Source organism: Roseovarius sp. SCSIO 43702 (genome assembly GCF_019599045.1).
In the GTDB taxonomy this organism is placed as follows: domain Bacteria; phylum Pseudomonadota; class Alphaproteobacteria; order Rhodobacterales; family Rhodobacteraceae; genus Roseovarius.
In genome coordinates this window covers 3,332,969-3,345,127 of record NZ_CP080623.1, presented here as the reverse complement: position 1 = coordinate 3,345,127, position 12,159 = coordinate 3,332,969, and the positions used below count along the sequence as shown (strand labels likewise).

10 protein-coding genes are annotated in these 12,159 nt (G+C 70.2%); 3 read left to right on the top strand and 7 right to left on the bottom strand.

Annotated features, from left to right (window positions below):
* Window positions 1-41 precede the first annotated feature (41 nt).
* Window positions 42-413, top strand: a complete 372-nt coding sequence (locus K1T73_RS16385) for a hypothetical protein (protein ID WP_220601724.1) — start codon at window positions 42-44, stop codon at window positions 411-413.
* 108 nt (window positions 414-521) lie between these two features.
* Here K1T73_RS16385 and K1T73_RS16380 read toward each other — a convergent pair whose 3' ends face one another.
* Genes K1T73_RS16380 through K1T73_RS16365 form a run of 4 tightly spaced genes read right to left on the bottom strand, consistent with a single transcriptional unit; the run spans window position 522 to window position 7,223 of the window.
* Window positions 522-2,576: a hypothetical protein gene (locus K1T73_RS16380; protein ID WP_220601723.1), complete on the bottom strand. Its 2,055-nt coding sequence runs from the start codon at window positions 2,574-2,576 to the stop codon at window positions 522-524.
* The gene (locus K1T73_RS16375; RefSeq protein WP_220601722.1) at window positions 2,573-5,332 is read right to left on the bottom strand and encodes a DUF4159 domain-containing protein; all 2,760 of its coding nucleotides are present in this window, start codon (window positions 5,330-5,332) and stop codon (window positions 2,573-2,575) included. The genes K1T73_RS16380 and K1T73_RS16375 overlap by 4 nt, the downstream gene beginning before the upstream one ends.
* On the bottom strand, window positions 5,329-6,219 hold the full coding sequence (locus tag K1T73_RS16370; protein ID WP_259400327.1) for a DUF58 domain-containing protein: 891 nt from the start codon (window positions 6,217-6,219) through the stop codon (window positions 5,329-5,331). Before K1T73_RS16370 ends, K1T73_RS16375 begins: the two co-directional genes overlap by 4 nt.
* A complete protein-coding gene (locus K1T73_RS16365) occupies window positions 6,216-7,223 on the bottom strand; it encodes a MoxR family ATPase (protein ID WP_220601721.1) in 1,008 nt (335 codons plus the stop codon). Before K1T73_RS16365 ends, K1T73_RS16370 begins: the two co-directional genes overlap by 4 nt.
* A 69-nt stretch (window positions 7,224-7,292) precedes the next feature.
* Here K1T73_RS16365 and K1T73_RS16360 point away from each other — a divergent pair, with 69 nt between their 5' ends.
* Both K1T73_RS16360 and K1T73_RS16355 read left to right on the top strand, forming a co-directional pair.
* Window positions 7,293-7,871, top strand: coding sequence for a DUF1285 domain-containing protein (locus tag K1T73_RS16360; protein ID WP_220601720.1), 579 nt, complete (start codon window positions 7,293-7,295; stop codon window positions 7,869-7,871).
* Window positions 7,817-8,620, top strand: coding sequence for a hydroxypyruvate isomerase family protein (locus K1T73_RS16355; protein WP_259400325.1), 804 nt, complete (start codon window positions 7,817-7,819; stop codon window positions 8,618-8,620). The genes K1T73_RS16360 and K1T73_RS16355 overlap by 55 nt, the downstream gene beginning before the upstream one ends.
* A gap of 39 nt (window positions 8,621-8,659) precedes the next feature.
* Here the strand turns inward: K1T73_RS16355 and K1T73_RS16350 are convergent, their stop codons facing one another.
* The 3 genes from K1T73_RS16350 to K1T73_RS16340 all read right to left on the bottom strand — a co-directional run bounded on the left by K1T73_RS16350 (window position 8,660) and on the right by K1T73_RS16340 (window position 12,106).
* On the bottom strand, window positions 8,660-9,028 hold the full coding sequence (locus K1T73_RS16350; RefSeq protein ID WP_220601719.1) for a hypothetical protein: 369 nt from the start codon (window positions 9,026-9,028) through the stop codon (window positions 8,660-8,662).
* Entirely contained in the window at window positions 9,025-11,826 is a 2,802-nt protein-coding gene (gene polA, locus K1T73_RS16345; RefSeq protein ID WP_220601718.1) for a DNA polymerase I, read from the bottom strand. The genes K1T73_RS16350 and polA overlap by 4 nt, the downstream gene beginning before the upstream one ends.
* Window positions 11,827-11,926: 100 nt before the next feature.
* Window positions 11,927-12,106 (bottom strand): zinc-finger domain-containing protein, encoded by a 180-nt coding sequence (locus K1T73_RS16340; protein WP_220601717.1) that lies wholly within the window; start codon window positions 12,104-12,106, stop codon window positions 11,927-11,929.
* Window positions 12,107-12,159: the final 53 nt, after the last annotated feature.

Here is a 12,159-nt window from a genome sequence, read left to right as displayed (position 1 = left end):
CGGCGCGTGACGGATCGCCGCGAAGGCGCTATGCTCGGCCCATGTCCAGACCTCCTTTCCTCGCGGCCTTCGCCGCGCTGTCGCTCGCTCTCGCGCCGCCCGCAGGGGCGGGGGCGCCCGAGGTGGTGGATGCCGAGCCCGAGAAGACCGGCATGGGCTGGCGTGTGCATGTGACAATCGCGCATCCCGATACGGGGTGGGATCATTATGCCGACGGGTGGGAGGTTCTCGATGCGGAGGGCAATCGCCTGGGATTCCGCGAGCTCTTGCATCCGCATGTGGACGAGCAGCCCTTCACCCGCAGCCTCGGCAACGTGATGCCGCCCGACGGGGCGGAAGCGGTCTTCGTGCGCCCGCGCTGTTCGCGCGACGGGTGGAGCGATGCGGTCTTTCGCGTGCCGCTGCCGCGTTAGCGCCGGGGCGATCCGTGCGCGCGGATGGACGGGTCGGGATCCGGATATTCATGGGCAAGAAGAAGGGGGTGGCAGGCGAAGGTCGTCGCGGCCACGCGGGGGCGGTGACTATCTCCGGCCCTCGCGCAGCCAGCCGGTGAGCATGAGCGTGGCGAAGAGCAGCAGCACGAGCCAGGGCGGCAGGATCGCGGTCTGGGTGACGGAGAGCGTCTGGTAGGCGCCGCGCGGCGTGATCCCGAGCCAGCCACGCCCGGAGGCGGGGCGGCCCGCGCGGACCTCGCGGATCCGCGGCAGACCGTCCGAGAGCGCCGCGACACCGCCATTCGTGCCCTCGATCACAGGCGCGAGCGGAGCACCCGAGGCGATGGTTTCCTCGAATTCGACGGGGGCCGCCGGGCCGAGACCGATCACCGCGGTCTGCTCGCCGTTCTCGAGCCGGTAGAGGCCCATCTGGGGCCCCTCGTAGGTGGCTTCGAACCGGCCGGGCGTGGTCTCGGAGAGCGGAACCTCGACCGTATCGCCCGAGGGGGTGGTGATGGTGACGGGCGGCACCGCCTCGCCGAGGGACCGGCGGATGATGCGCATGGACTGGCCCGTGGCGGTGGCCCAGAGCGCCTCTTCCTCGAGTTCGGGTTCCTTCATCAGCCAATGCGCGAGGCGGCGCAGGAGTTCAAGCTGTGGTCCGCCGCCCTCGTAGCCACGGTTCCAGAGCCAGGCGTGATCGGAGGCGAGGAGCGCGATGCGCCCTTCCTCGACCCGGTCGAGGACCAGCAGCGGGCGGTCGTCGGCGCCGGACATGACGACGTCGCCGGTGGGATCCGTCACCTCGATCTGGCGCAGCCAGTCACCCCAGGGACCTTCGTGCTCGGAGGCGAGGCCGGCGGTGACGGGATGCCGCTGGCCGAGATCGGTGACGGTGGGGCTGTAGGGTCGGGTCACGACGCGGGCGGTGGGGCGGGCGGGCAGGATCGCCTCGAGCGGAGAGCGGAAGAGACTGTCGGCCGACGCATAGTCGGGGCCGGCGGCGACGAGCACGGCGCCGCCGTTCTCGACGTAGTTGCGCACGTTCTCGAGGTAGATCGCGGGGAGGATGCCGCGCCGCTTGTAGCGGTCGAAGATGATGAGGTCGAAATCCTCGATCTTCTCGAGGAAGAGCTCGCGGGTGGGGAAGGCGATGAGCGACAGCTCGCCCACCGGCACGCCGTCCTGTTTCTCGGGGGGGCGCAGGATGGTGAAATGCACGAGATCGACGGAGCTGTCCGATTTCAGCAGGTTGCGCCACGTGCGGCCGCCGGGATGCGGCGCGCCCGAGACGAGCAGGACCGAGAGCCGGTCGCGCACGCCGTTGATCTGCACCAGCGCGCTGTTGTTGCGGTCGGTCAGCTCGCCCTCTGCCGCGGGCGTGGAGAATTGCAGCACGTTGCGTCCGCCATGGGGCAGGCGAAGCGGCACGTCGATGTCGCGCCCTTTCTCGATGGTGAAGCGTTGCGGCTCGGCCCCGTCGACGGAGATGTCGATGGGCACCGTATCGCCCGCCTCGGACGCGGGTGTCGCGCCCGTGTCCTCGATGCGCAGCGTGAGCGTCACCTCCTCGCCCAGGATGGCGAAGGCGGGGGCGTTCTCGACCACGAGGCGGCGATCCCAGTCGTCCTCCTCGCCCGAGAGCAGGAGGTGGAGGGGGGCGGGCAGGCCCGGCGCGCGGTCGAGGTCGTGCACCCGCCCGTCGGAGAGCAGGAACACGCCCGCGACGCGGCCCTGCGGTTCGCGGGCCAGCGCCTCGGCGAGCGCCGTCATGGCGAGGGTGCCGGTGTTGTCGGGCCCGTCCGGCACGGTGACGCGCCGCACCTCGGTCCCCTCGCGCGCCGACAGGCGGGCGGCCAGCGCATCGGCGGCGGACCCGGTCTGGGCCGCGCGGTCCGCGAGCGACTGGCTGGCGCTCCGGTCCTCGACCACGAGCACGATGTCGGAGAGCGGCGCGCGGTCTTCCTGCTGAAACACAGGACCGGCGAGGGCCGCGATCACCACGAGCGCCGCGAGCCCGCGCCAGGCCCAGCCCGAGAGCCCGCGCCAGAGGGCGAGCGCCACGCCGGTGAGGGCCATGCCCCCGAGCGCGGCCACCAGCCAGAGCGGCAGGAGCGGGTCGAAGATGATCTCGGCCGTCATTGCCCGAGCCTGTCGAGAAGGGCGGGCACGTGCACCTGGTCGGATTTGTAGTTGCCGGTCAGCACGTGCATCACGAGGTTGACGCCGAAGCGGTGCGCCAGTTCGCGCTGCCGCTCGCCCGCGAAGCCGCGGCCCACGGGCAGCAGCGGGTTGCCCACGCCATCGACCGCCCAGGCTGCGGCCCAGTCGTTGCCGCCGATCACCACGGGTGTCACGCCGTCATTGAGGTTGCGGAACGGCATCCCCTCGATCTGCTCGGCGTCGGGCGGGGCGGCCTCGACCCAGACGGGGCGACCCATGTAGCGGCCCGGAAAGTCCTGCAGCAGGTAGAAGGCGCGGGTGAGGACGTGGTCGGCCGGCACCGGCTCGAGCGGGGGGATGTCGAGGGGCGCGGCGAGGCGTTGGAGCCACGCGCCGTTCTTCGACGATGCCCCGAAGTCCGCGATATCGGCGTCGCGCGTGTCGAAGAGGATCATGCCGCCGGTGCGCAGATAGTCGTTGAGCCGGGCATAGGCGGCATCCGAGGGGATGGGCTGCTCGGGTGTGACGGGCCAGTAGAGCAGCGGATAAAAGGCGAGCTCGTCGGTTTCGAGATCGACGCCGACGGGGGGGTCGGGTTCGACCGAGGTGCGGAAGAAGAGCGTCTGGCCGAGGCCGGTGAGCCCCGCATGGGCGAGGTCGTCGAGCCGCTTGTCGCCGGTCAGCACATGGGCGAGGGCGAGTTCCTCGGGGGCCGTCCGGTCCTGCGCGGTGGCGGGGGAGGGTGCGGCGAGGGCGAGGCCGAGCGCCAGGGCGATCAGCGCACCGGACAGGCGGGCGCGGGCCGGCGAGAGGCGGCCCGAGAGCGCCAGGGAGGCGATGATGTCGGCCATGAGCGCCACGAGCGCCGCCGCGAGGAGCGATCCGCCGAGTGGCGTTTCGGCCGCGCGCGCGAGGCTTTCGACCGGCGTGCCTGCCGGCCAGCGGACCGGCGCGAGCACGCGGTCGGCGTCATGGACGTTGCGCGCGACGCGGCGATCCGGCCCCTCGTAGACGCCGGGGCGCAGATCGGGGCCGAGCGGCTCGGCCAGAAGGCGCGCGCCGGTCACGCCGGGAAGCGTGTCGCCCGCCTCGGGGCGGCCCGACGCGGTGAGCACCGTCACCGGCTGGAACGAGGCGTCGGCGAGGTCGGGGGGCAGCGTCTCGCCGGTGGCCGAGGTGACGGAGAGGCGTTCGAGCATCTGCACGAAGAGCCCCGAGAGCGGCAGGGTCGACCATTCGGCATTGGCGGTGACGTGAAAGAGCACCACCTGCCCCGCGCCCACGCGCTTGCGCGTCACGAGAGGCGTGCCGTCCGCCAGTTCGGCGATGACGCGTTGGGCGACGGTTGGGTCGGGTTGGGCCATGACCTGCGAGGTGACGGTGACGTCTTCGGGGATCGGCAGGCCGTGGAAGGGGCTGTCCTCGGGGAAGGGCGCCAGCGCCTTCGGCTCGCCCCAGCTCATGGCGCCCCCGACGGTGCGTCCGCCCGAGCGCAGGCGCACCGGCATGAGGGGTGCCTCGGCATCGCGTGAGACGTCCGAGGCCGCGAGGCGCGGACCCGCGAAGCGCAGGAGCGTGCCGCCGGCCTCGGTCCAGGCCAGCAGATCGGCCTGTTCCTGTCCCGAGAGGGTGGCGACGTCGGCCAGCACGATCACGCCGGGATTGGCCGGAAGCACGTCCGAGAGCGCGCCCGAAAGCAGTTCGGCCGTGGGGGCGAGCGCCTGTTCGAGATAGTGGAGCGGCGACAGAAGTTCGAGCCCTTCGCGGTCGGCGCGGCCCGCAACGAGCGCCACCTCGCGCCGGGTGAGACCATCGTCGGTGAGCGTGACGGCGCCCGCGTGGCCCTGGCCGTCGATTTCGAACCGTGTCACGCGCGCGCGCAGTTCGGTGGGCAGCGAAAGCGCGCCGGTGGCCTCGGTCTCGCCCCCCGCGAAGGTGAGCGGGAGGCTTGCCAGCGCGCGGGGCGTGCCGGAGGGGTCGGTGCCGTGGGCGGTGACCGTGACGGTCTGCTCGGCGCCGGGCAGGAGGCGCGTTGCGGTGACGGAGAGCGCCGCGTCCTCGATCACCGGCGGCGCGAGGGTCAGGAGCGGGCGCGCGCCTTCGTGGATCGTGACGGGGCCGCGCGCCTCGAGCGCGTCGAGCAGGGTGTCGCGGTCCTCGCGGGCGATCCCGTCGGAAAACCAGCGCGTCTCGAGCGAACCATCGGGCAGCGCGGCGAGAAAGCGGGCGGTCATTTCGGGCGACGGCTCCCACGGATGGGGGGCGAGGCCCGAGAGGCGGCTGCGCCAGGTTTCGGCGGCCTGGAAGCTGATCTCGTCAGGGGCCGAGAGTTGCACGAGCGCGGTGGGTCGGCCGGCCCGGCCCGCCTCGGCCAGCATCGTGTCGAGCCTTGCACGGGTGGCGGGCCAGTCGCGTGCGCTGGCCCAGCTTCCGTCGGTGAGGATGAGCAGCGGGCCGGTGCGCGCGGCGTCGGCCTGGCGGTCGGGGTTGAGGATCGGCCCGGCGAGGCCGATGATCACCGCGGCCACGGCGAGCATGCGCAGCAGCAGGAGCCACCAGGGCGTGCGGTCGGTCACGCTGTCGTCGTCGCGCAGGCCAAGAAGGAGCGCGACGCCGGGAAAGCGGCGGCGGATCGGCGCGGGCGGCACGGCGCGCAGGAGGATCCAGAGGATCGGCAGTGCCGCGAGTGCCAGGAGAAGCCAGGGCGTCGCGAAGGCGATGGGACCGAGTGTCATCGCCCCGCGTCCCGCCCCGGCCCGCTTGCCATCGCGGCGTGGATCCACAGGAGCGCGGATTGCGCGGGCGCATCGGTGTGGTGGCACAAGTGGCGCCAGCCGGTCAACGCGCAGATCGCCCGAAGCTCGTCCTTGCGGGCGGCGAGACGGTCGAGGTAGCGGTCGCGCAGTTCGCTGGCCTTGAGGGTTTCATGGGCCAGCGTGCCGCCGACGCTCTCGAAGATGGTGCGGCCGCGATAGGGGAAGCTTTCCTCGGCGGGATCGAGCACTTGCAGAAGGCAGCCGCGCACGCCCCGGTCGGCGGCGGAGGTGAGCGCCGCGCGAATGGTGCCGAGGTCGCCAAGGAAGTCCGAGACGAAGAGCGCGTGGCCCTGCGCCACCAGCCCCGCCAGGTCGGGCGTGCCGTAATCCTCGGCATCCTCGGCCAGGAGCGCGGTGGCGATGCGCGCGACCTGCCCCATGCCGCGCCGGGGCGGCAGGTTGTGACCGGTGAGCCCGACCCGTTCGCCGCCGCGCACCAGCAGGATCGCCGCGGCCAGCGCCAGAAGCTGTGCGCGGTCGGATTTCCGCGGCAGGTCGGGGGTGGAGGCGAAGCGCATGGAGGCGGCCTGATCGACCCAGATCATCACGCTCTGCGCGATCTGCCATTCGCGTTGCCGAACGAATTCGGCATCCGACCGGGCCGAGCGGCGCCAGTCGATATGCCGGCGGGAATCGCCCGGCTGAACGGGGCGATACTGCCAGAAATCGTCGCCCTGCCCGGCGCGGCGGCGCCCGTGTTCGCCCATGAGGACCGTGCCCGCCAGATGCTCGGCCCGGGCCAGCAGGGCCGGAAGCCGCGCGGCCTCGGCCTCGGCCCGCGAGCGGAGGGCGGCGGCATCCGTCACGCGGCGGCCTCGGCGCGGGTGACGTTCTCGGTCGTGTCGGTGATGAGCTGTGCGAGGTTCACACCCTGCGCCCGTGCCGCGAAGGAGAGCGCCATGCGGTGCGTGAGCACCGGGTGCGCCATCGCGGCCACGTCGGTCACGTCGGGCGCGAGCCGCCCCTGGAGAAGGGCGCGGGCCCGCACGGTGAGCATGAGCGCCTGTGCCGCACGCGGCCCCGGCCCCCAGGCGACCGATGCGCGCACCGCGTCGGGGGCGGTCGGATCGCCGGGACGGAAGGCACGCACCAGGTCGAGGATCGCGTCCATCACGCCTTCGCCCACGGGCATTCGCCGCAGGAGCCGCTGTGCCTCGATGAGTTCTTCGGGCGTGAAGACCCTGTGCGAGACCTGCTCGGTCGCGCCGGTCGTCGCGAGAAGGATCGCCGCCTCGGTCGCGCGGTCGGGATGGGGCACGTCGATCTGCACGAGAAACCGGTCGAGCTGTGCCTCGGGGAGGGGGTAGGTGCCTTCCTGCTCGATGGGGTTCTGCGTGGCGAGGACATGGAACGGCGCCGCGAGCGTGCGGGTCTGGCCCGCCACCGTCACCTGCCGTTCCTGCATGGCCTGAAGGAGGGCCGATTGCGTGCGCGGGCTGGCGCGGTTGATCTCGTCGGCCATCAGAAGCTGACAGAAGATCGGGCCCTCGATGAACTTGAACGCGCGGCTGCCATCGGCGCCGGTCTCGAGCACCTCGGAGCCGAGAATGTCGGCCGGCATCAGGTCGGGCGTGAACTGCACGCGGTTGGCGTCAAGGCCCATGACCGTGCCCAGCGTTTCGACGAGGCGCGTCTTGCCGAGCCCCGGAAGCCCGATCAGCAGCCCGTGCCCGCCGCTCAGAAGGGCCGAGAGCGAGAGGTCGACGACGCGCTCCTGTCCGATGAAGGCGCGCGTGATCGAGGCGCGCGCCTGTGCGAGCTTGCCCTCGAGGCTCTCGATCTCCGCGACAAGGTCGGTGTCGTCACTCATGGCAAAATCTCCGGCTGCGCTATATCCTCTGGAGCAACTGTAAACCTTGTGTTGGAAATGGCAAAAGCAATGAGCAAGGAACCGATCACGTCCACGTCAGCCGAGAGCCTTGCCGACGCGGCCCGTGCGGCACAGGCCAAGGGCGGCCCCCCGGTCGAGGATTGGAACCCGCCGCTGAGCGGCGATATGGACATGCGCATCGCCCGCGACGGCACATGGTATCACGAGGGCGCGCGGATCGAGCGGCGCGGGCTGGTCAAGGTGTTCTCGTCCATTCTCAAGCGCGAGGGCGAGGATTACTTCCTCGTCACGCCGGTCGAGAAATGGCGCATCACGGTCGAGGACGCGCCCTTCGTCGCGGTGGATGTCGAAGCCGAGGGCGCGGGCGAGGCGCGCGCGCTGATCTTCGAGACCAACGTGGGCGACCGGGTCGTCGCCGGCCCCGAACACCCGATCCGGGTGGAACGCGACGGCGAGAGCGGTGAGCCCGCGCCCTATGTCAACGTGCGCCGCAACCTCGAGGCGCTGATCGACCGCAAGAGCTTCTACCGCCTGGTCGAGATGGGCGCGCATCACGAGGGCTGGTTCGGGGTGTGGTCGGATGGGGTGTTCTTCCGCTTCATCCCCTCGGAGGAGATGCCGAGCTGAGCCGTCGCAAGCTGCGCCTTGGCGCGAATGTCTCGCTTCTCTACCCGGATCGCCCGCTGACGCAGCGGATCGCGGCGGCCCGCGCCGACGGCTTCGACGCGGTCGAGATACTGTTCCCCTATGCCGAGGACGTGCGTGCGCTGCGCGATGCGTTGCGCGCGGCCGAGATGCCGCTTGCGCTCATCAACACGCCCGCCGGGGATTGGGCGGCCGGCGAACGGGGATTTGCCGCCGTGCCGGGGGCAGAGGCGCGGTTTCGCGAGGGTTTCGGCGCGGCGCTTACATGGGCGCGGGCGCTCGGGGCCGAGGTCGTCCATGTCATGGCCGGGCTGGCCGAGGGCCGAGCCGCGCGGACCACCTTCGTGGACAACCTGCGCTGGGCCGTGGCCGAGGCGGGGGCGCAGCGCCTGACGATCGAGCCGATCAACGCGGATGACATGCCGGGCTATTTCCTGGGCGATTTCGCGCTGGCCTGCGATCTGCTGGACGAGGTGGGCGCGCCGACGCTTGGCCTCCAGTTCGATGCCTACCACGCGGCGCGCATCACGGGCGACGTGGCGGGAACCTGGGCGGAGGTGGGGCATCGGGTCTTTCACGTTCAGGTCGCGGGCGTCGAGGACCGGCACGAGCCCGACGATCAGGGCGCCTTCCTCGACCTGCTCGAGGCGCAGGGGTTCATGGGCGTGGTGAGCGGCGAGTATCACCCGCGCGGGCGCACGGGGGACGGGCTGGGTTGGATGGACCGCTAGCGCCGTTGCCGCGCCGATACGGCGGAGAAGCCGGCCCCGTCACTTGCGGCAGTTCATGCCGAAATCACCCCGGATCTCCTGGCGCGGAAAGCGTATCTCGAGGCCCGGAAAATCCGCCCCGAACCCGCCATTCGCCCACCACCACGTGCCATCGCCGAACACGCCGTGACGGGCATCGCAGGATGTGCCGAGATAGAGCACGTCCGCGCCACGCTCGATGCGCGAATTGGCGCCGCCTTCGATGAACCACGCCTTCGGATAGAGCGAGGTGAGCACCGCGCCGTTTTCATTCGTCTGGTAGCTGTATTCGTCGCCGTAGGACGACACGTAGGTCACGTCGTCGGCCAGCGCGCAAGTGCCTGCCGCCGTCGCGCACATCGCGAAGGTCGCAAGACGCCGCAGGATCAATGCGCCTCCGCCCAGTTCGCGCCCTGTCCCGCGTCCACGATGAGCGGCACGTCGAGCTTGACCACCGGGTCGGCGGCGCCTTCCATGACCTCGCGCGCGGCGGCGACCACCTCGTCGACGGCGCCCTCGTCCACTTCGAAGAGCAGTTCGTCGTGGACCTGCAACAGCATCGTGCAGGGCAGCCCGTGAATCGCGTCGGGCATGCGGATCATGGCGCGGCGGATGATGTCGGCGGCAGTGCCCTGGATGGGAGCATTGATCGCGGCGCGGCGCGCAAAGCCCGCACGCGGCCCCTTGGCGTCGATCTCGGGCGTGTGGATCTTGCGCCCGAAAAGCGTCTGGACATGGCCGTGCGTCTTGCCGAAGGCGATGGTCGCGTCCATGTAATCCTTGATACCCGGGAAACGCTCGAAATAGCGGTCGATGAACCCCTGCGCGTCGGCCCGCGGGATGCGCAGGTTCCGGGCGAGGCCGAAGCCCGAGATCCCGTAGATGACGCCGAAGTTGATCGCCTTCGCACGGCGGCGGATTTCCGGGGTCATCTCCTCCATCGACACGTCGAACATCTCGGACGCCGTCATCGCGTGGATGTCCTGGCCCTCGCGGAAGGCCTGCTTGAGCGCGTCGATACCCGCGACGTGGGCGAGGATGCGCAGCTCGATCTGGGAATAGTCGAGCGAGACGAGCACCCGGCCCCGGGGTGCGACGAAGGCCTCGCGGATGCGGCGGCCCTCCTCGGTGCGGACGGGGATGTTCTGCAGGTTCGGGTCGGTCGAGGCCAGCCGCCCGGTCGAGGCGCCGGTCTGCACGTAGGAGGTGTGCACGCGGCCCGTGCCGGGATCGATATGATCCTGGAGCGCGTCGGTATAGGTCGACTTGAGCTTGGAGAGCTGCCGCCAGTCGAGGACACGGGCGGGAAGCTCGTGCAGCGTGGCAAGGTCCTCGAGCACGTCGGCGCCGGTGGCATAGGCGCCGGTCTTGCCCCGTTTGCCGCCGTCGAGGCCCATCTCGTCGAAGAGGATCTCGCCCAGTTGCTTGGGGCTGCCCACGTTGAAGCTGCGGCCCGCAAGCTCGTGGATCTCGGCCTCGAGCGCGGCCATCTTTTGCGCGAACTTGGACGACATCCGGCTGAGCGTGTCGCGGTCCACCATGACACCCGCGCGCTCCATCCGGGCAAGGACCGGAACGAGCGGGCGCTCGAGCGTCTCGTAGACGGTGGTGACGCGCTCGGCCGATAGGCGCGGCTTGAAGAGATGCCAGAGCCGCAGGGTGATGTCGGCATCCTCGCCCGCGTATTTCACAGCCTCGTCGATGGGCACGCGGTCGAAGGTCTTGGCGGATTTGCCGGTGCCCAGAAGCGTCTTGATCGGAATGGGCGCGTGGCCGAGATAGCGCTCCGAAAGCGTGTCCATCCCGTGGTTGTGAACGCCCGAGTTCAGCGCGTAGGACATGAGCATCGTGTCGTCGAAGGGCGCAAGGCCGATGTCATGGGCCGCGAGTATCTTGGCGTCGTATTTCACGTTCTGCCCGATCTTGAGGATGCTTTCATCCTCCAGAACCGGCTTGAGCGCGGCCAGCACCTCGTCGCGGTCGAGCTGTCCGTCGGCCAGCGCGTCGGTGCCGAAGAGATCGTCCGCGTCCCCGTCGCGATGGCGCAGCGGGATGTAGCAGGCCTGCCCCGGTTCGAGCGCCAGCGAGATGCCGACGAGCTCGGCCTGCATCTCGTTGAGCGAGGTGGTCTCGGTGTCGATGGCGACGAAGCCCTGCGCGCGGATGCAGGTGATCCAGGTCCCGAGCGCGGCCATGTCGGAGATGCGCTCGTAGGCGTCGGGGTCGATGCCGGGCCAGTCGGGCGCGGCTTCCTCCGCGCCTTGCGGCGGCTCGTCGGTGATGACCGGCGGCTCCACTTTCAGCGCGTCGGCGATGCGCTTCGAAAGGGTGCGGAACTCCATCTCGGCCAGGAACCCCAGCAGGGTCTCGGGATCGGGGTCGCGCGCCTCGAGGTCGTCGAGCGAGAAGTCGAGCGGCGTGTCGCAGTCGAGCTGCACGAGACGCTTGGACAGTTCGATCTGTTCGCGCCTGTCGATCAGCGTCTGGCGGCGCTTGGGCTGCTTGATCTCGTCCGCACGGTCGAGAAGCGCCTCGAGCGAGCCGAATTCGTTGATGAGCAGTGCCGCCGTCTTGATGCCGATGCCGGGCGCGCCGGGCACGTTGTCGACGCTGTCACCGGCCAGCGCCTGCACGTCCACGACGCGATCAGGGCCGACACCGAACTTCTCCTCGACGCCTTCGGCGTCGATCCGGCGGTTCTTCATGGCGTCGAGCATTTCGACCCCGCCGCCGACAAGCTGCATCAGGTCCTTGTCGGAGGAGATGATCGTCACCCGCCCGCCCAGGTCGCGCGCCTGGCAGGCGAGCGTGGCGATGATGTCGTCGGCCTCGTATCCTTCGATCTCGTGGCAGGCGATGTTGAAGGCGCGCGTGGCCTCGCGGGTGAGCGGGATCTGCGGGCGCAGATCCTCGGGCATCGCCTCGCGATTGGCCTTGTACTCGGGATAGAGATCGTTGCGGAACGTGTGGCTGCCCTTGTCGAAGATCACCGCGATATGGGTGGGCGCATCGGGGCCGTGATCGTCCGAGACATAGCGTTGCAGCATGTTGCAGAAGCCCGAGACCGCCCCGATCGGAAGCCCGTCGGATTTCCGCGTGAGCGGCGGCAGCGCATGATAGGCGCGAAAGATGAAGGCCGAGCCGTCGATGAGATGCAGATGACAGCCCTTGCCGAATCCGGTGCTCATGATCTTACCCCCTGCTCAGCGACCGCCCGACATATCTCATGCCCGAAGGATCGCCGCCACCTTCATCTTGCCGAAAATACCCTGGGGGTTTGGGGGTGGATCAGACCTTGCCCTCGAAATCCTTGTGCACGAGGCGCGCGTCGCAATAGGGGCATTCGACCCAGCCCTCCTCGCGCGGGATCTGCAACCAGACGCGCGGATGGCCCAGGGCGCCCTCGCCGCCGTCACAGGCGACGCGGTAGGTATCGACGATCCTCGTTTCGGGCACGGCTGTGACCATCGGGGCATTTCCTTTCGGCGGCTAATCACGTATCCGCGAATATGGGCGATCGG